Annotated in this window: 15 protein-coding genes, 1 pseudogene and 1 other annotated feature; of the genes and pseudogenes, 9 read left to right on the forward strand and 7 right to left on the reverse strand. The window is 41.7% G+C overall.

Translation table 11 applies throughout. From position 1 onward, the window contains the following. Window positions 1-4 precede the first annotated feature (4 nt). The 3 genes and pseudogenes from trpCF to O7C57_RS10295 form a co-directional block, all read right to left on the reverse strand. On the reverse strand, window positions 5-1,366 hold the full coding sequence (gene trpCF, locus O7C57_RS10285) for a bifunctional indole-3-glycerol-phosphate synthase TrpC/phosphoribosylanthranilate isomerase TrpF (RefSeq protein ID WP_163861555.1): 1,362 nt from the start codon (window positions 1,364-1,366) through the stop codon (window positions 5-7). Window position 1,367: 1 nt separating this feature from the next. Continuing rightward, window positions 1,368-2,999 (reverse strand): annotated as a pseudogene (trpD, locus tag O7C57_RS10290) (bifunctional anthranilate synthase glutamate amidotransferase component TrpG/anthranilate phosphoribosyltransferase TrpD). Beyond that, window positions 2,999-4,573, reverse strand: coding sequence for an anthranilate synthase component 1 (locus O7C57_RS10295; RefSeq protein ID WP_269723995.1), 1,575 nt, complete (start codon window positions 4,571-4,573; stop codon window positions 2,999-3,001). The pseudogene trpD and the gene O7C57_RS10295 overlap by 1 nt, the downstream one beginning before the upstream one ends. Window positions 4,574-4,601: 28 nt before the next feature. Beyond that, window positions 4,602-4,702, reverse strand: a sequence feature (Trp leader region). A 168-nt stretch (window positions 4,703-4,870) separates the two neighbouring features. Between O7C57_RS10295 and rnm the strand changes: the two genes are divergently transcribed. The 4 genes from rnm to O7C57_RS10315 all read left to right on the forward strand — a co-directional run bounded on the left by rnm (window position 4,871) and on the right by O7C57_RS10315 (window position 8,810). Beyond that, a complete protein-coding gene (gene rnm / locus O7C57_RS10300) occupies window positions 4,871-5,743 on the forward strand; it encodes an RNase RNM (RefSeq protein WP_154624940.1) in 873 nt (290 codons plus the stop codon). Between the two features lie 306 nt (window positions 5,744-6,049). Then, a complete protein-coding gene (locus O7C57_RS10305; RefSeq protein ID WP_154624941.1) occupies window positions 6,050-6,670 on the forward strand; it encodes an L-threonylcarbamoyladenylate synthase in 621 nt (206 codons plus the stop codon). A gap of 142 nt (window positions 6,671-6,812) precedes the next feature. Next, window positions 6,813-7,730 carry a 23S rRNA pseudouridine(2605) synthase RluB gene (gene rluB, locus O7C57_RS10310; RefSeq protein WP_154624942.1) on the forward strand — a complete coding sequence of 306 codons (918 nt, stop codon included), beginning with the start codon at window positions 6,813-6,815 and terminating at the stop codon, window positions 7,728-7,730. Window positions 7,731-7,901: 171 nt separating this feature from the next. Continuing rightward, window positions 7,902-8,810: a hypothetical protein gene (locus O7C57_RS10315; RefSeq protein WP_154624943.1), complete on the forward strand. Its 909-nt coding sequence runs from the start codon at window positions 7,902-7,904 to the stop codon at window positions 8,808-8,810. Between the two features lie 43 nt (window positions 8,811-8,853). Here O7C57_RS10315 and cobO read toward each other — a convergent pair whose 3' ends face one another. Further along, window positions 8,854-9,444, reverse strand: a complete 591-nt coding sequence (gene cobO, locus O7C57_RS10320; RefSeq protein ID WP_269723091.1) for a cob(I)yrinic acid a,c-diamide adenosyltransferase — start codon at window positions 9,442-9,444, stop codon at window positions 8,854-8,856. A gap of 4 nt (window positions 9,445-9,448) precedes the next feature. Continuing rightward, window positions 9,449-10,213 carry a YciK family oxidoreductase gene (locus tag O7C57_RS10325; RefSeq protein WP_154624945.1) on the reverse strand — a complete coding sequence of 255 codons (765 nt, stop codon included), beginning with the start codon at window positions 10,211-10,213 and terminating at the stop codon, window positions 9,449-9,451. Between the two features lie 179 nt (window positions 10,214-10,392). On the opposite strand from O7C57_RS10325, the gene sohB reads away from it, so the two are divergent. Next, on the forward strand, window positions 10,393-11,439 hold the full coding sequence (sohB, locus tag O7C57_RS10330; RefSeq protein WP_163861558.1) for a protease SohB: 1,047 nt from the start codon (window positions 10,393-10,395) through the stop codon (window positions 11,437-11,439). Window positions 11,440-11,531: 92 nt separating this feature from the next. Here sohB and O7C57_RS10335 read toward each other — a convergent pair whose 3' ends face one another. After that, window positions 11,532-11,780 carry a DUF2498 family protein gene (locus O7C57_RS10335; RefSeq protein ID WP_154624946.1) on the reverse strand — a complete coding sequence of 83 codons (249 nt, stop codon included), beginning with the start codon at window positions 11,778-11,780 and terminating at the stop codon, window positions 11,532-11,534. Window positions 11,781-12,070: 290 nt separating this feature from the next. Here O7C57_RS10335 and topA point away from each other — a divergent pair, with 290 nt between their 5' ends. Continuing rightward, complete coding sequence (topA, locus tag O7C57_RS10340; RefSeq protein ID WP_154624947.1) at window positions 12,071-14,665, forward strand: type I DNA topoisomerase; 2,595 nt, start codon at window positions 12,071-12,073, stop codon at window positions 14,663-14,665. 367 nt (window positions 14,666-15,032) lie between these two features. Beyond that, a complete protein-coding gene (sodC, locus tag O7C57_RS10345; RefSeq protein WP_163861561.1) occupies window positions 15,033-15,557 on the forward strand; it encodes a superoxide dismutase family protein in 525 nt (174 codons plus the stop codon). A 345-nt stretch (window positions 15,558-15,902) separates the two neighbouring features. On the opposite strand, the gene O7C57_RS10350 is transcribed toward sodC, so the two are convergent. Continuing rightward, window positions 15,903-17,936, reverse strand: a complete 2,034-nt coding sequence (locus O7C57_RS10350) for a M13 family metallopeptidase (protein WP_196713131.1) — start codon at window positions 17,934-17,936, stop codon at window positions 15,903-15,905. Between the two features lie 322 nt (window positions 17,937-18,258). Here O7C57_RS10350 and cysB point away from each other — a divergent pair, with 322 nt between their 5' ends. Both cysB and acnA read left to right on the forward strand, forming a co-directional pair. Beyond that, window positions 18,259-19,233, forward strand: coding sequence for an HTH-type transcriptional regulator CysB (gene cysB, locus O7C57_RS10355; RefSeq protein WP_154624593.1), 975 nt, complete (start codon window positions 18,259-18,261; stop codon window positions 19,231-19,233). 304 nt (window positions 19,234-19,537) lie between these two features. Beyond that, complete coding sequence (acnA, locus tag O7C57_RS10360) at window positions 19,538-22,210, forward strand: aconitate hydratase AcnA (protein ID WP_154624594.1); 2,673 nt, start codon at window positions 19,538-19,540, stop codon at window positions 22,208-22,210. The last annotated feature ends 64 nt before the right edge of the window (window positions 22,211-22,274 follow it).

Below are 22,274 nucleotides of genomic sequence, written 5' to 3' on the forward strand. Positions count from 1 at the left end.
GGCATTAGCTGGCTAAACAACTGAAAACTTGTTTGATCTTTGTCTCGCTTTTGATACCAGGTTCAACTTCGACACCGGAGTTAAAATCAAGGCCATTGCATAATAGTGTTGCCGCTTGTCGACAATTGTCAGCGTTTAATCCGCCGGCAACCATAACGCGGAACGGACTATGACTAGGTATTTTTTCCCAATCAAAGGTGTGTCCGCTGCCACCAGCGCCATTATCGAGAACGAGTAGGTCAATGGGTTGTCCTTCAAACTGACTAAAGTCAGGTTGCGACATGTTGACCGCTTTCCAAATTTCACAATGTTTAGGTAAGATAGCGCGCAGATTTTGCACATAGTCGATATCTTCATTGCCATGCAGTTGTACCGCGGAGAGTGCGAGTTGTTCTACCATGTGGGCAATAAAATCAGTAGATTGATCACGAAATACACCGACATATTGTAGAGGTACAGTATGGACAATCTGTTTTGCTTGTGACAGCGTCACTTTTCTCGGGGAGCTTTCAGCAAAAATCAGTCCTCCGTATGTTGCGCCAGCTGTGAGGGCGGCTTTAGCATCTTGGCCTCGAGTAAGTCCACAGACTTTATGTTCACCGATTAATAATTTTTGTAATCCTTTGTCGATATCCGCTTGTTCCATCAATGCACTGCCAATTAGAAAACCATTTACGTACTGGCTTAAGGCTTGAATATGTTGATGACGGTGAATACCTGACTCACTGATGATAATCGTCTCTTTTGGTAAACGTGGTGCGAGCTGACGCGTTCGGTTTAAATCTATCGAGAGGTCACGCAAATCACGGTTGTTAATACCGACAACGTGTGCTTTTAGCTTTATGGCGCGTTGTAATTCTTCTTCATTACTGACTTCGGTTAATACCCCCATATTTAATTGATGTGCGACGTCAGCGAGTGCAATATATTCCTCATCATTGACGACGGAGAGCATTAATAAGATAGCATCTGCCTGATAATACCGCGCAAGGTAAATTTGGTAAGGGTCGACAATGAAATCCTTACATAAAACCGGTTGTTTAACGGTATTGCTAACGATGGTCAGGTACGCCATATCACCTTGGAAGTACTTCTCATCGGTTAAGACAGAAATCGCGGAAGCATAGGGGGCATATATGTTGGCAATCACTGCCGGATCAAAGTCTTCTCTGATTAATCCTTTTGATGGCGATGCTTTTTTACATTCAAGTATGAAAGCCGGTTTTTTTGCTGATAAGGCTTCATAGAAACTGCGGCTAGCAGGGGTGACTTGACCAATGAAGCTATCCAAAGGCTGTTTAGCTTTGCGCGCCGCTAAATACGTTAGCTTATCATTAACAATTTTTTGTAATACAGTCGCTTTCATTTTATTGGTTCCTTGACGCTAGAGCAGTAACACGATCATACGCGGCACCACTACGAATAATATTTAGAGCATGTTCGCTATTGGCCTTGAGGTCTTCAAAGCCATTAATACGCATTAGCATGGCAACATTCGCTGCAACGGCGGCTTCGTGGGCAGGTTTTCCGTGACCCTGTAACAAATTGCTCAACAAAATCCGATTTTCATCGGGCGTTCCACCTTCTAGGTCAGACAGCTGATACGGTTGCAAACCAAAATCACTGGCAGTGAGCTGATAAAAAGATAAAGTTCCTTGATTGAGCTCTGCAACTTGAGTTGTTGCATGAAGAGAGACTTCATCCATTCCTCCACTGTGTACCACAGCTGCACGTGTAAAACCAAGCATTTGTAGCGTTTTTGCTACAGGTTCAACCAATGTTTCTTGATACACACCAATTAAGGCAATAGGTGGGCGTGCAGGATTAATCAGTGGCCCCAGTACATTGAATAAAGTTCGTGTTTTTAGTTGGGTACGTACAGGCGCCGCATGGCGAAAACCACTGTGATATTGTGGGGCAAATAAGAAACACACGCCTAATTCATCTAGTGCATCGCGCGCGCTTTGGGCACTTAAATCCAATGAAATACCAAAAGCAGCGAGTAAATCCGAAGAGCCTGAGCGGCTAGATACACTACGGTTGCCATGCTTAGCCACTTTAATACCCGCTTGTGCGGCAACAAAAGCACTGGCTGTAGAGATATTGATACTATTTGCACCATCACCTCCTGTACCGACAATATCGCTGAAGGGGTAATCAGGACGTGGAAAAGGTTGCGCATTTTCTAGGCAAGCCAATGCTGCACCAGCAATCTCTTCTGGTTGTTCACCACGCATTTTCATGCTGACTAATACACCGGCTAATTGCGCCTCAGTTAATTCACCGCGAATGATGGCATTAAATAATTGTTGGCTTTCTTGTTGTGTCAGCGCTTGGGCGCGGAATAATTTATCGAAAATAGTTTGCATAATAGGTTCTCTCTTCCCTGGTTATAACGATGGTGTGATTGAGCAAGTTGGTGTTGAAAGAGCCCATGCCACGGTTTTTTCCAGTAAAATGGCACCTTCAGTGGTTAAAATAGATTCCGGATGAAATTGAAAACCACAAACACGGTCATGATCATTACGTACAGCCATCACTATGCCATTCGACTGTGCACAAATTGTTAATTTTTCAGGGATTTGACTACCCACTAATGAATGATAGCGAGCGACAGGAATTGGATTATCAAGTCCGCTAAACATCGCTTGTTGGTCATGTGTTGCCATAGACGATTTACCATGCAGAATTTCCCCAGCGGCAGAAACATGGCCACCATAAGCTTCGATAATCGCTTGATGACCTAAACAGATACCAATAATAGGTAACTTACCGATAACCTGTTGTAGAACGTCAGGCATACAGCCCGCATCACTGGGTTTACCCGGACCGGGAGAGAGCACGAGTAATGGCGATTCCATCTTATTGAGAACGGATAAAATATGTTCTGAACTCACCGTGTTACGATAAATAACGACTTGATGACCACCAGAGCGGAGTTGATCGACAAGGTTGTAAGTAAAAGAATCAACATTATCGAGTAATAGTATGTTAGCCATTAGAACAACTCCTCTGCTTGGTGGGCTTGGGCAATCGCGCGAATAACAGCACGAGCTTTATTACGTGTTTCATCAGCTTCACTTTGTGGTGATGAATCAAGTACTACACCACCTCCGGCTTGTACGGTAGCAATACCATTTTCGACATAAGCAGAACGGATGACGATGCAAGTATCAAAATCGCCTTTACCGGTAAAGTAACCAACCGCGCCACCATAAGAACCGCGGCGCTCTTGCTCATATTCCGCGATTAATTGCATCGCTCTGACTTTAGGTGCCCCCGTCAGTGTTCCCATGTTCATACACGCTTGATAAGCATGAAAGATATCGAGGTCATCACGTAGCGTACCGACAACTTGCGAAACAAGGTGCATGACGTATGAGTAACGATCCACTTTGGTTAAATTCGCCACATAACGGCTACCTGGGGTACAGATACGCGCGAGGTCATTACGTGCTAAGTCCACGAGCATAAAATGTTCGGCTAATTCTTTATGATCAGTTCGCATTGACAGTTCAATACGACTATCAAGGTCTAAATCAATCTTACCTGAAGCATCGCGACCGCGAGGACGCGTGCCAGCGATGGGGTAGATTTCGACCTTACGGCTACTCGCATTGTATTTCAGCGCACTTTCGGGTGAGGCTCCGAATAGCGAAAAATCATTGTCTTGCATAAAAAACATATAAGGACTCGGGTTCTGTGCTTTCAGTTTTTGATATGCGATTAATGGGTAAGGGCAAGGCATTGAAAATTTACGTGATGGTACAACTTGAAATATATCACCACGATAAATCGCTTCTTTCATCGCATTGACCACAGCACCGTATTGCTCATCACTTTTATTGGTTTTTACGCTGAATTTTTCCGCCTCACCTAATGGTAGAGGGGATAAAAATGGACGGCATGCGGCAATGATTTGGTTATGTCGTTGCGTCACCGTTTGAATATGTTCATCAACAGTTGAAAAAAGACAACTTTTTAGGCGAGCAGCCTGATTTTGATGGTCGATCACTAAATAGTGTTCAGCGACAAAGAAGCAGTAATCTGGGCAACGATTAATGTTTTTCACTTCTGGCAGCGATTCAAAACTGGCGATCAAGTCATAAGCAAATAGCCCACCGACAAATAAATTGTCACTTTGGTGTGAATTAGCCTGTGCCAGTGTTGGTAGCAAACGTAATACATCTAAGCATGATGGGCTTTTTAAACGACTATCTTCATCGAGATCACTGCTAGGCTGCTTAAAGGAGACGGTCAAATGTTGGGCGGATAATTCACAATATTGTGCTTTATCTGCTAAGTGTGTTGCGAGCACAGGGAGTAATTGGCAGCCATTATCGGTGAGTGCGTCGATTTCTACACGTTGACCAAACGCTCGGATGCGTAGAGCACTGTCAACAATCAGCAAGCTTTGTAAGTTTGCTTTACTATTGATTTCGGCAGATTCTAATAGCATCGTCGCCGGCGTATCCTGACACAGATGATGAAATAGCAATGTAGGGTCTTGCTGGTAGTTAATTGGGCTATCCAGAAAACTAAAATGTGGTAATGTTGTGTTTTGGTTATTCATTTTATTGCCTTTTATATTGTTTTTAGACATAAAAAAACCCGCTGATAAAGGCGGGTTTGGCACTAAGGCATATCAAATTTATGCGTGTGCGACTTCCGCCCAATTTGGGAAGTTACGCCACCAACGATTTGATAAATTAATGATAGCCATAAGTGCCTCTCTGGATAATCAAACTAATATCGGCTAGCAAGCCGTCCTGTGTACTAGTAAACTGGATCGCATTGATTGTGTCAAGCTGTTTATTATTTATATTTAGGAAAAATATCCAGAAATTGGAAAAAAGGAGAAAAACACCTCATGTCACAATTTTCGAGTCCATTAATTACTCGGTATGATTTACATTGCCATACGAATGCCTCCGATGGCGATTTATCCCCAAGTGACGTGATTGAGCGTGCGATTGATATGGGAATTGATGTGCTGTCCATCACCGATCACGATACATGTGAAGGGGTTATTGAGGCACGTGAATACCTTGAACAAACACAACGGCCTCTAACACTCATTAATGGCGTTGAAATTTCAACGCTATGGGAAAATATTGAGATTCATATTGTTGGATTAAATTTTTCACCTACTGCACCGTCAATGGTTCAATTATTAAAGCAACAGTCTCAGCTACGTTTAGAACGCGGGATCGAAATGGGTCGGCGTTTACAAAAAGCGGGCATACCGGATGCATGGGAAAATGCATTGCAAATTGCAACAGGTGGGCAGGTGACCAGAGCGCATTTTGCACAGTATTTAGTGAAAATAGGCAAAGAAAAAAATATTAATAATGTCTTTAAACGCTATTTATCAAAAGGGAAGATAGGGTATGTTCCGGCCAAATGGTGCAGTATTGATGATGCAGTGAATGCCATTCATCAATCAGGAGGCGTTGCAGTACTCGCTCATCCATCGAAATATCAACTATCTAATAAATGGATCAAACGGTTAGTTGCCTATTTTAAGCAGTCTCAAGGGGATGCGATGGAAGTATCTCATTGCCAACAACCCGCAAACGAGAAGCAATATTTAGCGGAATTGGCTCTATTAAATGATTTAAAAACCTCTGTGGGGTCAGATTTTCATCGCCCTTGTTCATGGATAGAGTTAGGTCGTAACCTTTGGTTGCCGGATGACCAACAGGCTGTTTGGACCCTATGGAATGAGGTGAAAACAGCATAAACCGTTGATGTATAATAAATACGGTGTAAAATATACGCATTATACTTAAGTGGATTCAGGTTAAGTTGCTTATTTTCTATCGCGATAGAGAGAAAAATTTAATGGTGGAGAGGTGACGTTATTTGGCGCTTCTGGGTCATTGAATTGGCACACGATAAGCAAGTTAACTTGTTAAAAACTAACCTAATCATTCAGTGAACATATCATGACAGGTGTGTGCACTAGGGTAAATAATTAATAAAAGATAGTACCATTTTAAGGTTTTTTACCGGATGATGCTGTCAATACTAAAGATCAGAGGTCTGTATGAGTCAGTTTTTTTATATCCATCCGGATAATCCACAAGCACGGCTAATTGCGCAAAGTGTTGAAATTATAAATAAAGGTGGTGTGATTGTTTATCCGACGGATTCTGGTTATGCGATAGGTTGTCGTTTAGAGGAAAAAGATGCGCTGCAACGCATTTGCCGTATACGCCAACTGGATGCAAATCATAACTTCACCTTAATGTGTCGTGATCTTTCTGAACTCTCCAATTACGCCCATGTTGATAATACGGCATTTCGTTTAATCAAAAACAATACACCGGGTAATTACACGTTTATTCTTCGTGGCACAAAAGAGGTTCCGCGCCGTTTGATGAATGAAAAGCGTAAAACAATTGGGTTAAGAGTGCCATCAAACCCAATTGCTCGTGATTTGCTTGAAGCCGTTGGTGAACCATTAATGTCAACCAGCCTGATAATGCCAGGAGATGATTTTACGCAATCCGATCCTGAAGAAATCCGTGACGTACTGGGTAAACAGGTCGATTTAGTTATCCATGGAGGCTATATTGGCCAGAAACCAACGACGGTCATTGATTTAACTGACGATAGCCCAGTTGTTGTCCGTGTTGGCACCGGTGACCCATCTCCGTTCGAATAACGTTAAGTTCGATATATGGATTAATAATAGGGGATCTCCATAAACCTGTGTATAATGCGCAGGTTTTCCAATTCGTTATTTTTTGTCATCATTATTGACGAAAAATTATCTGACGCCTGTGAAGGCGACATTTGAGGGTTATATGAGCGCCAAACCGCAAAAAACTGAAAAGTTACAAAAAATTCTTGCCCGTTCAGGGCATGGCTCCCGCCGTGAAATCGAATCCTTTTTAAAAGAAGGGCGCATCAGTGTCGATGGTAAAATGGCCACGTTAGGTGATCGCATTGAAGTTAAATCATCGACAAAAATTAGATTAGATGGGCGTATTTTAGCGATAAAAGAAGCTGAAAAAGAGATCTGCCGTGTAATGGCTTACTATAAACCTGAAGGGGAGTTGTGTACTCGTCATGACCCTGAAGGTCGCCCGACAGTCTTTACCCGTTTACCAAAACTTGTTGGTGCACGCTGGATTGCTGTTGGACGTCTTGATGTTAATACAAGTGGATTATTACTGTTTACGACTGACGGTGAGCTGGCAAACCGTTTGATGCATCCAAGTCGTGAAGTCGAACGTGAATATGCTGTGCGTGTATTTGGTGAAATTACCGATGCGAAAATACGTCAGCTAACTCAAGGTGTTCAACTTGAGGATGGTCCCGCAGCATTTAAAACAGTTTCATACCGAGGTGGTGAAGGTATGAACCAATGGTATAACGTTACTTTAACGGAAGGACGTAACCGTGAAGTGCGTCGCTTATGGGAAGCCGTTGGTGTACAAGTTAGCCGCCTGATCCGTGTAAGATATGGTGATATTGACCTACCAAAAGGCTTACCACGTGGTGGTTGGACAGAACTGGGACTGGAACAAACCAACTACTTAAGAGAGCTGGTGGAACTGGAGCCAGAAACGGAAACGAAAGTGGCGGTTGAACGTGACCAACGACGTATTAAAGCGAATCAAATCCGTCGTGCAGTTAAACGTCATTCACAAGTCGCTTCAAGACCGGCCTCTAAACGCCAATCATCTAGACCGACAGCGAAGCGCCGTACACGTATCTAACGATATTTGGATTTATTATTTCTTTAAAAAAGGTTATAGAGTTTTCTATAACCTTTTTTATTAATTCTAGTAATGTATTTGTCACAAAATGATAAAAACGTATTTGAGAATACCCGGTGTTTACGGTACTTTCATTGGCTGTAAGGATAGAATAAAAGGTTATTGTCTTCTATGATTGGTTTTCGATTAATCAAGACGTTGCTAGTCGTTAGTTTAGGCTTCAGTATTAGCGCTTGTGATGATCCCAAAACGATAACATCTGAAAGTGGGCGTTTTTATTTCACAAACGATTCATCAGAAAGTTTGATATTTTTTATCGATTACCAGCCGATCGTTATTCCACATCAAGGGGTGGGCAGTATTCTATTACGGCCAGGGCCGCATTTGATGACGACAATGTCAGGCAAAGCTGTACAATTTATTGTGTACCCAGGCAATAAAGGCGGCATTCTCAATCCCAATAAGCAAATTTATTATACATACAGTTTTGTTCATGGCACTGAAGGTATTCCTTCTATTCATCATTTAAAGAAACAATCCTTAGTCGTGAATGGTTATCTGCTAAATGGTAGAATCAATAGTAGTAATGATTATATTATTGATAATAATGTGTTTAATTGTGATTTTCACGTTGGGGAAGCGGTGCCTGAAGAGATAAACAGCTCGACAACAGTCAGCCAAGTGAAAACGAAATGTTTGACGCATAAAGAATTAGTAGACTTAATTCATCAAGAGGATGGATTGATATCACAGCTTATTGTGAAAAAAATGGTGAATCACGCCAATCAATCAGTGACTGTTCATTTTGATTACCCTCTCACTCAACCCGATTTCTCAGATGAGGCCTTGCAGCTGCATGCTCAAGAGGTGGTTAATCTGATCGATAGCTTCCGGCGTTCACTCGATCCGCAAAGAAAGCAATTTTATTACAATCAATATCATAATAAAATTTCGCATATGGCGATCATTTATAGCCAAATGGGGAGCGATAGAAGCTCATTACAAGAAAAACGTAAATATGCTGAATTTATGCAGCAAACACGCGCGATATTTGGTGCTGGTACGTTGATGTATCACTAAGTTGCCGATACGCGAGTGAGCCTACCGGCAGTTGAAAAGAGAGTTACCAATCTATCCCTTTTTGGGCTTTTATACCGGCATCAAATGCATGTTTGACAGGGCGCATTTCTGTTACAGTATCGGCTAAATTGAGTAAATCACGATGACAGCCTCGTCCCGTAATAATCACTGATTGATTTTCAGGCCGATGAGTGAGGGCATGTATCACGACTTCTAGCGGCAGATAATTGTAGCTAATCATATAAGTGATTTCATCAAGCACAACCAAATCGATTAATGGGTCGGTCAGTAACTGTTGTGCATGATGCCATGTATCAAGGCAGGCAAGGGTATCGGCTTCACGATCTTGGGTCTCCCATGTAAAACCTGTGGACATGACATGAAAAGCGACACCATGAGGTTGCAATAATTCACGTTCACCGTTATCCCAGCTGCCTTTGATAAATTGCACTACCGCCGCTTTTTGGCCATGACCTACCGCTCGGCAAACTGTACCAAATGCCGCGGTTGTTTTGCCTTTACCGTTCCCTGTAAAAACAAGCAAAATGCCTCGCTCTAATTGAGCGGCTTCAATTCGAGCATCGACTTTTTCTTTTAGACGTTGTTGGCGTTCTTCATGTCGACTTTGAGACATAAAATCACTCCGTTGCCTTGACTTGTTGAGCCGGTTGAGCATCAAAACTAATGCCAGTTTTACGTAAGCTATCATTACTCATCAAGAATAGATAGATTGGCATGATATCAGCGGGGGCTTTGATGGTCATTGGATCTTCATCTGGCGCAGCGCTAGCACGCATACTGGTTCGTGTACGTCCTGGATTAATGCAATTCACACGTAAGCCAGTATTTTTATACTCCTCAGAGAGAATCTGCATTAGGCCTTCAGTCGCAAATTTAGAAACAGAGTAAGCTCCCCAGTCTGCGCGGCCTTTTTTACCTACGCTGGAACTGGTGAAAACAAGGGATGCGTTTGGCGCTTTCAATAATAGAGGAAGCAAAACTTGAGTTAACATAAATGAAGCATTAACGTTGACCTGCATAACATCATGCCATAAGTCAGCGGGCTGCTCGATGATTGGTGCTACAACACCCAATAGCCCAGCGTTATGTAACACGCCATCAAGATAAGGGTGCTTTTTAGCAATTTCATCGGCTAACTCAACATACTGTTCATAAGGGGCTGTTAATAGGTCTAATACATAGATATCAGCCGCTTTGCCAGTGAGTTTTTCGATTTCTTGGCTAACGCTTTCAAGCTTATGTTTTGTTCTACCTACAAGGATTAAAGAGGCACCGAAGCGGGCATAGGTTAATGCGGCTTCACGGCCAATACCATCACCGGCCCCAGTAACTAAAAGGGTTTTACGACTTAGCAGGTCATGTTTGGGTTGATAGTGGAGCATAGTATTTTTCCTATCCTATTTGTTAACAGTTACGATATCATCTCATTGATTGATGCTATTGGCTAATGTAGCGTAGAGATTTAAGTGAAATTACGATAAAAAGCAGAGTTATTTTACTGGTTGTTTAAGAGCAATCATGAGACTATTTTTATCAAGATAAACATGAGAAGGATGATTTTGTGGAGTATTTCTCTCTGTATGGACTATTTTTGGCAAAAGTTGTCACGATAGTCGTTGCGATTATCGCACTAGCCGTTTTTGTTTTTGGTGTTGGAATGCGTCGCCAAGGTGGTAGAGGTGAGCTAAAACTTACTGATTTAGGTGAGAATTATCGTGAGCGCCAACGCCAAATGCAGCAAGTTAAAATGAATGCATCTGAGCATAAAGTTTGGATGAAAGCATTTAAGAAACAACAAAAGGTGCAGGAAAAAAATGAAAAAGCAGGGGCTAAAATAGGTCAAACGACAGTTAAAAAGCCTTGTTTATATGTTTTAGACTTTAAAGGCAGTATGGATGCGCGAGAAGTGAATTCTTTAAGAGAAGAAGTCAGTGCTATTCTGGCTGTGGCAGAAGCTCATGATGAAGTTTTATTACGTCTTGAAAGCCCTGGTGGGATGGTGCATGGCTATGGTTTGGCTGCATCGCAACTTTCGCGCATTAAAGAAAAAAATATTCCGTTAACGATAGCTGTCGATAAAGTTGCGGCAAGCGGTGGCTATATGATGGCCTGTATCGCGAATAAAATTGTTGCGGCTCCCTTTGCTATCCTAGGATCAATAGGCGTGGTTGCTCAAGTACCTAATATCCACCGTTTGTTAAAAAAACATGATGTTGATGTTGAGTTACATACAGCGGGTGAATACAAACGTACGTTAACTATGTTAGGTGAGAATACCGAACAAGGGCGTAAGAAGTTTGTTGAAAACCTTAATGAAACTCATGAGTTATTTAAGCAGTTTGTTCATCAAAACCGCCCATCATTGGATATCGATGCGGTTGCGACTGGCGAATACTGGTATGGTAGTCAAGCACTTGAGAAAGGGTTGATTGATCAAATTGGTGTCAGTGATGATATTATTATTTCTGCGGTAGAAACCAAAGAAATAATCAGTGTTCGTTATACTCAAAGTAAAAAAATGTTAGAAAGGTTTACGGGGAGTGTTTCTGAAAATGTCGATAAGTTGTTATTACGCTGGTGGCAGCGTGGTCAGAAACCATTTATGTAATTAAATTGAGATTAAGTTTTCTCGCAAAAAATACATTTCATAACTATTATTAATTACCGGCTAAAAGCCGGTAATTTTTTGCTTAGGCATTATTACTTAAGGCGATACTGTTCAGACAGTATATGTGATAGATGTTTATACATATTGAAAGCCGCGGCACTTTTGGTTGTTGGAATACCATTGGCATCGAGAAAAGATTCACCTTTAAAGACTAAAGTGTCACGGTGTTGCTCGACGGTATGAACGAACATCCCATGAATGAAGTCATCATGCTTCCTTATGATCTCATTGGCTTTTTCTAGAAGTTCATTTTGTGTTATAGATTGAATATTGTTATCCATAAGTTAGCCCCATAAAAAAAATAATTGGTTGCGTCTGGCGTTTTATCAGGTAGAGTGTGTGCTTTTCGTTAGCCATAATTAGTTATTATACGGCTAAAATCAGTCAGCTAGCACACTTTGTATTCTTTTTAGCATAGCGTGATTGGTCTGGTAGTTTTTGCTTAAACGCAAACTATTTAAAGAAATTATATTGATATATTGCAATTGTGCCGCAATATAAAAAAGAGATTTTCATTTTGTGCATTTTAATGTAGAAATGCGCCATTGTAGAAATTTAGGTAAAGGTAAATATGGGTAAAGCTCTTGTTATCGTGGAGTCCCCGGCAAAAGCCAAAACGATCAATAAGTATCTTGGCAGTGGCTACGTTGTAAAAAGCAGCGTCGGCCACATTCGCGATCTGCCGAAAAGCGGGTCCGGCTCACAAAAGAGTACAGGCTCATCTACCGACAAAACTAAAAAGGTTAAAAAAGACCCTCAAACAGCGCTTGTGAAACGTATGGGGGTTGATCCTTACCATGGTTGGAAGGCGAATTACCAGATATTGCCGGGTAAGGAAAAAGTCGTTTCTGAATTACAAGCGTTAGCGGAAGATGCAGATCATGTCTATCTTGCGACGGACCTTGACCGTGAAGGGGAAGCAATTGCATGGCATTTACGCGAAGTGATTGGAGGCGATGATTCTCGCTTCAGTCGTGTCGTGTTCAATGAAATTACTAAAAATGCGATTACTCAAGCATTTGAAAACCCAGGTGAGTTAAACATTGACAGGGTCAATGCTCAACAAGCACGCCGTTTTATGGATCGTGTTGTGGGTTATATGGTATCGCCTTTATTGTGGAAAAAAGTTGCGCGTGGTTTATCCGCGGGGCGTGTGCAATCCGTTGCGGTACGTTTGATTGTTGAACGTGAACGTGAAATTAAAGCGTTTGTGCCGGAAGAGTATTGGGAGCTTCATGCAGATCTTGCTGACAAAAATATTGCAGCATTACGTATGGAAGTCACACACCAATTAGGTAAACCTTTCAAGCCAGTTACAAAAGCTCAGACCGAAGCGGCGGTGAGCGTGCTTGAAAAAGCTCGTTTCCAAGTTGTTGATCGTGAAGATCGACCAACGTCAAGTAAACCAAGCGCACCTTTTATCACATCGACATTACAACAGGCGGCAAGTACTCGCCTAGGTTTCGGTGTGAAAAAAACCATGATGATGGCTCAGCGTCTTTATGAAGCGGGTTATATCACTTATATGCGTACTGACTCAACGAACTTGAGCCAAGACGCAATCAATATGGCGCGTGGTTACATCAATGACAATTTTGGTGAGAAATATTTACCAAAAGAAGCTAACGTTTACACGAGCAAAGATAATTCGCAGGAAGCTCACGAAGCAATTCGTCCGTCAAGTGTTGATGTCTTAACTGATTCACTAAAAGACATGGAAGCTGATGCGAAAAAACTTTACCAGTTAATTTGGAATCAATTTGTGGCTTGTCAGATGACACCTGCAAAATATGATTCGACGACATTAACGGTGAAAGCGGGGGATTTTGAGCTAAAAGCCAAAGGGCGTACTTTGCGTTTCGATGGTTGGACGCGTGTCATGCCTGCTCTGCGTAAAAACGATGAAGATAAAACATTGCCACCAATTCAGGTGGGCTCTGAATTGTCACTCGTTGAACTGCTACCAAGTCAGCACTTTACTAAGCCTCCAGCACGTTTTAGTGAAGCCTCTTTGGTTAAAGAGCTCGAGAAACGTGGCATTGGTCGCCCATCAACTTATGCGGCAATTATCTCGACTATTCAAGATAGGGGTTACGTTAAAGTTGAAAACCGTCGTTTCTATGCAGAAAAAATGGGTGAAATCGTCACTGATAGATTGGAAGAAAACTTTAACGATCTGATGAACTACGATTTCACGGCACGTATGGAAAATCAACTTGACCATATTGCTAACCATGAAGCTGAATGGAAAGCCGTGTTAGATGAATTCTTCTCTGACTTTAGCAAGCAGTTGGATATTGCAGAGAAAGAGCCTGAAGAAGGTGGAATGCGTACTAACCCAATGGTGATCACATCAATTACTTGTCCTGATTGTGAACGTCATATGGGAATTCGTACTGCATCAACCGGTGTATTCCTTGGTTGTGAAGGCTACGCGCTTCCACCAAAAGAACGTTGTAAGAAAACCATCAATTTGATACCTGAACATGAAGTATTGAATATACTTGAGGGTGATGATGCGGAAACTAATGCGTTACGTGCTAAGCGCCGTTGCCCGAAATGTGGCACAGCGATGGATAGCTACTTGATTGATAATCAACGTAAATTGCATGTTTGCGGTAATAACCCAGCCTGTGAAGGTTATGAGATTGAAGAGGGTGAATTCCGTATTAAAGGCTATGATGGCCCTGTCATTGAATGTGACAAATGTGGTTCTGAAATGCACCTAAAAACAGGGCGCTTTGGGCCTTATATGGGATGCACAAATGAAGAATGTAAAAACACGCGTAAGATCTTAAAAAATGGTGAGATAGCACCACCAAAAGAAGATCCGGTTCCATTGCCTGAATTGCCATGTGAGAAATCAGACGCTTATTTTGTATTGCGTGATGGTGCTGCTGGGGTATTTCTTGCGGCAAACACGTTCCCTAAATCGCGTGAAACTCGAGCACCTCTGGTGGAAGAACTGCAACGCTTCAAGGACCGATTACCTGAAAAGCTAAAATATTTAGCAGATGCGCCAGCGCAAGACCCAGAAGGTAATCCAACAGTGGTACGTTTTAGCCGTAAAACCAAGCAACAATATGTCTCTTCTGAGAAAAATGGCAAAGCGACGGGTTGGAGTGCATTTTTTGTAGACGGTAAATGGGAAGCAAAAGAGAAGTAACATTCTTTATATTGCCCCTCTAAAAGCCAAAGGCGATAGACGATTCTATCGCCTTTTTCTCTGTAAGAACTCAAATAATTTTCAGGGGTGACATAGGGTTCATCCTCTCCCCCTGAAATCCCATCTTTGATGAACGGTTTATTATCTTTATCACTTTTCAGGCGCAGTCTTAAAAATGCGTATATTTAGGTTAAGTATTGATTTATGTGGCTAACCGCAAAGCAATATGATGCGGGTTTGCTATGCTGATAAATAGCGAATATCAATAGTTATCAGTTTATTGATATTTATCCGCTTTTTAGCAACAAACGCAATAATCAATGTAACGATATAAACGTATAAAAATAGACCCACGACTGGAGGTAGAATGAAATTAAAAATGTGTTTACTCGCTGGTTTACTCACCGCTTTTGCAGCTAACGCAGCGGAAAAAACAGTAGTCTTGAAAGAAGCAACTCCACAAGGTGAAGGTAAAGCCATTGGTGAGGTTGTTATTTCCGAAACGGATTATGGGTTACTGTTCTCACCAAAATTAACAGGCCTACAAGGCGGGGTTCATGGCTTCCATATTCATGAAAACCCAAGCTGTGAAGCTGGCGAAAAAGAAGGTAAAACAGTGCCTGCATTAAAAGCGGGTGGGCATATGGATCCAGCGAAAACCGGCGTTCACAAAGGCCCTTATGATAAAACAGGTCACTTAGGTGATTTACCTGGTCTAGTTGTTGATGCTAAAGGTAATGCGGATTATGCCGTATTAGCGCCACGCTTAAAAACACTCAAAGACGTTGAAAACCGTGCTCTAATGGTGCACGTTGGCGGGGATAATTACTCTGACCATCCGGAAGCGCTAGGGGGTGGTGGAGCTCGTATGGCGTGCGGTGTTATTAAATAATACTGTATGTAAATACAGTTATTAGGGAAACCCGACGAAAAATCAATCTTACGATGAGGCTCTGAGTTATTCAGGGCCTTTAATTTATTTTTATTAAGAGAAGGGTGGTGCTGAATTCATGGGTAACTGTATAAATATACAGTTACTAATAAAACCCGACCAAAAATCAATCTTACTATGAGGCTCTGAGGTATTCAGGGACTTTAATTTATTGAAAATAAATAATTTATTTTTATTAAGAGAAGGTTGATGCTGAATTCATGGGTAACTGTATAAATATACAGTTACCTGTATTTGTCAGAACTAACAAAGGCACTCATTGCTAGCGCCTTTGTTAATGGTTAATTACCAAATACGGATACGCTGTTCTGGCTCAAGATATAATTTGTTATCTTTATCAACAGAGAATGTTTGATACCATTCATCCATATTTCGTACGACACCATTCGCTCTGAATTGGTTTGGGCTATGCGGGTCGGTTAAGATTTTGTTTCGTTCAGATTCTTTATTTGACAGTTCTTGCCAAGTTCTTGCCCAAGAAATGAAGAAACGTTGTAATCCCGTTGTGCCATCAATAATAGGTGCTTCACCATTTGGGTAATTCTCTTTGACGAATTGCTTATACGCGCTCAGCGCGATATTAAGGCCGCCCAAATCACCAATATTTTCCCCTAATGTGAGTTGACCATTCACTTTTTGGCCATCGACACTAAAGCCATCATATTGCTCAACTAATTTATCAGTCTTCTGCTTGAAGTGTTGTTTTGAAGCATCACTCCACCAGTTACGAAGTTGCCCTGTACCATCATATAAGCTTCCTTGATCATCGAACCCATGGCCCATTTCATGGCCGATGACAGCGCCAATAGCGCCGTAGTTATAAGCAGGGTCAACATTAGGGTCAAAGAATGGCGCCTGCAAAATTGCGGCAGGGAATACAATCTCATTTTGAACAGGATTAAAATACGCATTAATGGTTTGAGGTGTCATTCCCCATTCCCATTGACGAACCGGTTGTCCTATTTTGCTCATGTTATCCTGATAGGACCAATTCAAGACTTGCTTATAGTTATCCAATAAAGTATCAGGCTTTAAATTAATGCTACTAAAATCATTCCACTTATCAGGGTAGCCTACTTTAACGGTAAATTGTTCAAGCTTTTTGAGCGCTTCTTCACGCGTTGGGTTATCCATCCAGTCATTATCTTTTAAGCGTGAATTGAAAGTGCCTCTAATATAACTCACCAGCTCAGTAATTTTAGCTTTTGATTCAGGGTCGAAATATTTCTCGACATAAATCTGGCCCATCGGCTCGCCTTGTAAACGGTTTACTGTTTCAAGAGCACGTTCTTTGCGGGATCTTTGTTTTTCAATACCATTCAATTTACGTGAATAAAAATCAAATCTAGCGTCAGAATAATCACGGTTTAAATAGGGGGCTTGGTCGCTTAAATAATGAAAACGCAGATAGTCTTGAAGTGTCGAGACGGGGGTATCAGCATAGATTTTTGCTAACTGTTTTACAGCACTATCATTTTCCACAATGACCTTATTCAATTGTTTGTTTGAAAGTTGCCATTGATTTATGAAGTTATCCCACTCAAATCCTTCAGTGAAATTTTTCATTTCATCGAGCGTCATGGGATGATAATTTTTGATCGTATCGCGACGTGCTTCTGGGCTCCAATGCACCTGAGCCATGGATTTTTCTAGAGCAAAAATTTGCTGAGCTTTCTGCTCAACCTCTTTTTCACCCGCTAAGTTTAAGATTGTTGCGATATAAGCAATATAGTTTTTGCGAATATCTTCCATCTGAGGGGTGTCGTCGAGATAATAATTACGATTCGGTAAGCCTAAACCGCCTTGACCAAGGTATAAAACATAAGTATCAGGTTGTTTGGCATCAAGGTCGACCCAATAAGAAATAAATGGCGTATAAGCAGGTAATGCCATCAATTTGCTAATATCATTATGGTTTTTCGCATGGCTAATGGCATCTAACTCTTCCTTAAGAGGCGCAATGCCAGTTTTTTCGATGGCCTCTTCATTAAGGTAGCTAGCATACAAGTTACGAATATTTGTTTGATTATGATTGAGCGTGTTGGCCGGCGCGTTTTGAAGTTGGTCAATAATACTTTGTAGCTGCTTTTCTGTGGTTAGGTATAGCTCAACAAACGAGTTGATGCGTGGCATACCGGTAGGGATCTTTGCCTTACTGATCCAATCCTGATTCACGTAGCGATAAAAATCATCACCAGAAGCGATGTTGTCTGATAAAACAATCTTTTGATTTCCATAGGAAATTTCTTTGGCATACAGCTGAGGGGCCATGGCGATAGTCGACATACTGATAATGAGCGCCAAAATGTTTTTCTGCATGTAACGTCCTCTCTTCGTTGAGAATTTTAATTTCCATTACTAAGGCTAAAGTGGATTTACCCATCTTACAAAGTTGCTTATCTCCTATTCAATCATAGTTTACGAAAATTGGGTCATAACTTTGCATTTCCTTACTAGTTAACTGTATAAATAGTTTTATATTTAAATTAACTTATGTGGAATTTCATCATCTGGCTATTCACAGTCTGCATTATGGTGTTATATTAGTTATATTAAATATCATATATATAGCTTTTAATTATAAGTAATAATTTTTAGCTATAGCTAAATTCTGACACGCTCTGTAGAGGTGAACCTAAAAATGAAATTACAGCAATTACGCTATATTGTTGAAGTGGTTAATCATGACTTGAATGTCTCTTCAACTGCTGAAGGGCTATTTACCTCACAGCCAGGCATCAGTAAACAAGTTCGCATGCTAGAAGATGAGCTAGGTATTCAAATCTTTGCTCGCAGTGGTAAACATCTCACTCATGTTACACCCGCCGGTGAAGAGGTGATCCGTATTTCTCGTGAGGTTTTGTCAAAAATAGAGGCCATTCGCTCAGTTGCAGGGGAGCATACATATCCAGATAAAGGCACCTTGCATATTGCGACAACGCATACCCAAGCACGCTATGCATTACCGCCTGTCATCAAAGGTTTTATCGAGCGTTATCCACATGTTTCATTGCACATGCAGCAAGGCTCGCCGACCCAAATTGCTGAAGAAGTCTGTAAGGGAAATAGTGACTTTGCAATAGCAACAGAAGCGTTGCATCTCTATAGTGATTTGATCATGCTTCCTTGTTATCACTGGAATCGCTGTGTTGTGGTGAAAAAAGATCACCCGTTAGCGGAGAAGAAAAATGTCACGATTGAGGATGTAGCACAATACCAGATAGTGACTTATACCCACGGTTTTACAGGGCGTTCTGAATTAGATATTGCTTTTCAAAAGGCAAATCTTGAGCCTAAAATTATTTTTACGGCAACAGATGCGGACGTTATTAAAACCTATGTTCGTCTTGGGTTAGGGATTGGTATCATTGCGAGTATGGCGGTGAACCCTGAGTTGGATAGTGATCTCGTTGTGATTGATATGCGGGATAAATTTAGCTATAGCACAACGAAAATAGGCTTTAAGCGAACCAGCTTTTTGCGTAGTTATATGTATGACTTTATTTGGCGTTTTGCCCCTCATCTTACTCGGGATGTTGTGGATAAGGCGATTGCACTTCGTAACAATGAAGATATTGAAGAGATGTTTAAAGACATTAAATTGCCTATCGTGTAATGACACCTTTCAACCCCTTTCTTTACCTTATGTCGCCTGTTTTTATGCGCGACATAAGGTTTCTATTTAAGTCATTTAATGATTGCTCATAAGACGAGCGAATTTCTCATATTATATTTCGATACCTATTTTTCTTAAATTTTTTTGTATTTTTTGATGAAAAGCACAGAGAATTTAAGGATTTGACACAAAATCCATAAAGTAAATATTTTCAGCAACTATAATTACAAGTAATTAACAAAACATTGTGAATTTGTTAGGCAAGTAAGATGACCCATAATCATCATAAAACCAAGGAGGAGTTATGTCGTTGAGTCTAAAAACACAGAGTGCATCAACACTCAGTGTCGGAAGCAAGCTCTATAATTACTTCAGTTTGCCGATTGCTACTAAACAACTCGGTGATGCTACGAAGCTACCCAAATCCCTCAAAGTCCTACTTGAAAACCTGTTGCGTAATATTGATGGCAAATCAGTGGTCGAAGCTGATTTGCAAGCGATCATCGATTGGCAAAAAACGGGGCATGCTGAGAGAGAAATAGCTTATCGACCCGCTAGGGTACTGATGCAAGACTTTACAGGGGTACCGGCGGTTGTTGATTTGGCTGCGATGCGTGAAGCGGTGAAATCGTTAGGTGGTAATGTTAATCAAGTCAATCCGTTGTCTCCGGTGGATCTTGTTATTGACCACTCGGTGATGGTTGATGAATTTGCGACCGACAAAGCATTTGATGATAACGTTGAAATTGAAATGAAGCGCAACCATGAACGTTATCTCTTTTTGCGTTGGGGACAAAAAGCGTTTAACCGCTTTAGAGTCGTTCCACCGGGTACTGGTATTTGCCACCAAGTGAATTTAGAGTACCTCGGTAAAGCAGTGTGGTATGAAGAAATTGATGGTCAATTATATGCCTACCCAGATACTTTAGTGGGTACCGATTCACATACAACCATGATCAATGGCCTTGGTGTATTAGGCTGGGGGGTTGGGGGAATTGAGGCTGAGGCCGCTATGCTCGGTCAACCCGTTTCAATGCTCATCCCTGATGTTGTCGGGTTTAAACTGACAGGCAAATTACGTGAAGGTATTACTGCAACGGACTTAGTTTTAACGGTCACACAAATGCTACGTAAGCATGGTGTGGTTGGTAAGTTTGTTGAGTTTTATGGTGATGGCCTTGCGGATTTACCATTGGCGGATAGGGCAACGATCGCGAACATGTCGCCAGAATACGGTGCGACCTGTGGTTTCTTCCCTGTAGATAATGTCACATTAGAGTATATGAAGCTAACAGGACGCAGTGATGATGAAATTGCGTTGGTGGAAGCTTATTCTAAAGAGCAAGGTTTATGGCGTCATGCCGGTGATGAACCGATCTTTACGAGCACCTTAGAGCTTGATATGTCGACAGTGGAATCCAGTTTAGCAGGGCCTAAGCGTCCACAAGATCGCGTCGAACTGAGCCAAGTACCAAAAGCGTTTCAAGCCGCTGTCGAATTGGAACTGAATAAAAAAGATAAAGCGGCACATCCAACGGTAAATTATCAAGGACAAACCTTTGACATGACCGATGGTGCTGTTGTCATCGCGGCAATAACATCTTGTACAAATACCTCAAACCCAAGTGTCCTGATGGCTGCTGGGCTATTAGCGAAAAAAGCAGTAGAAAAAGGCTTAACGCGTCAACCCTGGGTTAAATCTTCTTTAGCGCCGGGTTCTAAAGTGGTTACCGACTATTTAGCTTTAGCCGGTTTGACGCCGTATTTAGACAAATTAGGCTTTAATCTTGTGGGTTATGGTTGTACAACTTGTATCGGTAACTCAGGTCCATTACCAGAACCGATTGAACAAGCGATCAAAGAGAGCGATTTGACCGTAGGGGCGGTATTATCTGGAAACCGCAACTTTGAAGGGCGGATCCATCCTTTAGTCAAAACCAATTGGCTTGCGTCACCACCGCTGGTGGTTGCCTATGCACTCGCGGGCAACATGAATATCAATGTCAAAACAGACCCGCTAGGTAAAGACCATCAAGGTAATGATGTCTACCTGAAAGATATTTGGCCATCAAGCGCTGAAATTGCCCAAGCGGTTGAAAAAGTGAAAACAGAAATGTTCCGTAAAGAATACAGTGCTGTTTTTGATGGAGACGAAGCATGGCAAGCATTACAGGTTGAAAGCTCCTCTACTTATCACTGGCAGGAGGATTCAACCTATATCCGTCATCCACCTTTCTTTGAAGGTATGAAGGCGGAACCAGAGGTTGTTCAGGATATCCATGGAGCACATATTCTGGCCATATTAGGCGATTCAGTCACAACGGACCATATTTCTCCAGCAGGGAATATTAAGGTAGATAGTCCAGCGGGACGCTACTTGCAGGAACATGGTGTGGCTGTCGCTGATTTTAACTCCTACGGTTCTCGCCGTGGTAACCATGAAGTGATGATGCGTGGTACGTTTGCAAATATTCGTATTCGTAATGAAATGGTGCCAGGGGTTGAAGGTGGCTATACAAAACATATTCCAACGGGCAAACAAATGGCAATTTATGATGCCGCCATGCTGTACCAAAAAGAAAAATTGCCTTTAGCCATCATTGCCGGTAAGGAATATGGTTCTGGTTCGAGTCGAGATTGGGCAGCAAAAGGCACTAATTTGCTGGGTGTTCGCGTGGTGATTGCAGAATCTTATGAGCGTATTCACCGTTCTAACCTCATTGGTATGGGGGTTATTCCTCTGGAATTCCCACAAGGCACCACACGTAAAACGCTGGGGCTTAAAGGTGATGAGCGTATAGATGTTGAGTACTTGCAATCCATTGAGCCGGGTCAACATATCGTGGTGAAAATCACCTATGGAGATGGGCAGGTGAAAGAAATCGCCACACGTTGCCGCATTGATACAGCCACCGAGATGGAATATTACCGAAATGGCGGTATCTTGCATTATGTGATCCGTCAAATGCTGCACTAATTTTTGGCATTTGTTAGTTAAAAACGCCCATATGTATTTTTACAATGGGCGTTTTTTATTGTTA

The organism is Providencia sp. 21OH12SH02B-Prov (assembly GCF_027362595.1).
Lineage (GTDB): Bacteria > Pseudomonadota > Gammaproteobacteria > Enterobacterales > Enterobacteriaceae > Providencia > Providencia zhejiangensis.

What these genes read in the sequence shown, in the direction of transcription:
- O7C57_RS10295 (WP_269723995.1), bottom strand. Translation starts at nt 4,573, where the DNA reads ATGAATAACCAAAACACAACATTACCACATTTTAGTTTTCTGGATAGC.
- sodC (WP_163861561.1), top strand. Translation starts at nt 15,033, where the DNA reads ATGAAATTAAAAATGTGTTTACTCGCTGGTTTACTCACCGCTTTTGCA.
- O7C57_RS10315 (WP_154624943.1), top strand. Translation starts at nt 7,902, where the DNA reads ATGATTGGTTTTCGATTAATCAAGACGTTGCTAGTCGTTAGTTTAGGC.
- O7C57_RS10335 (WP_154624946.1), bottom strand. Translation starts at nt 11,780, where the DNA reads ATGGATAACAATATTCAATCTATAACACAAAATGAACTTCTAGAAAAA.
- topA (WP_154624947.1), top strand. Translation starts at nt 12,071, where the DNA reads ATGGGTAAAGCTCTTGTTATCGTGGAGTCCCCGGCAAAAGCCAAAACG.
- cobO (WP_269723091.1), bottom strand. Translation starts at nt 9,444, where the DNA reads ATGTCTCAAAGTCGACATGAAGAACGCCAACAACGTCTAAAAGAAAAA.
- acnA (WP_154624594.1), top strand. Translation starts at nt 19,538, where the DNA reads ATGTCGTTGAGTCTAAAAACACAGAGTGCATCAACACTCAGTGTCGGA.
- O7C57_RS10305 (WP_154624941.1), top strand. Translation starts at nt 6,050, where the DNA reads ATGAGTCAGTTTTTTTATATCCATCCGGATAATCCACAAGCACGGCTA.
- rluB (WP_154624942.1), top strand. Translation starts at nt 6,813, where the DNA reads ATGAGCGCCAAACCGCAAAAAACTGAAAAGTTACAAAAAATTCTTGCC.
- cysB (WP_154624593.1), top strand. Translation starts at nt 18,259, where the DNA reads ATGAAATTACAGCAATTACGCTATATTGTTGAAGTGGTTAATCATGAC.
- O7C57_RS10325 (WP_154624945.1), bottom strand. Translation starts at nt 10,213, where the DNA reads ATGCTCCACTATCAACCCAAACATGACCTGCTAAGTCGTAAAACCCTT.
- O7C57_RS10350 (WP_196713131.1), bottom strand. Translation starts at nt 17,936, where the DNA reads ATGCAGAAAAACATTTTGGCGCTCATTATCAGTATGTCGACTATCGCC.
- rnm (WP_154624940.1), top strand. Translation starts at nt 4,871, where the DNA reads ATGTCACAATTTTCGAGTCCATTAATTACTCGGTATGATTTACATTGC.
- trpCF (WP_163861555.1), bottom strand. Translation starts at nt 1,366, where the DNA reads ATGAAAGCGACTGTATTACAAAAAATTGTTAATGATAAGCTAACGTAT.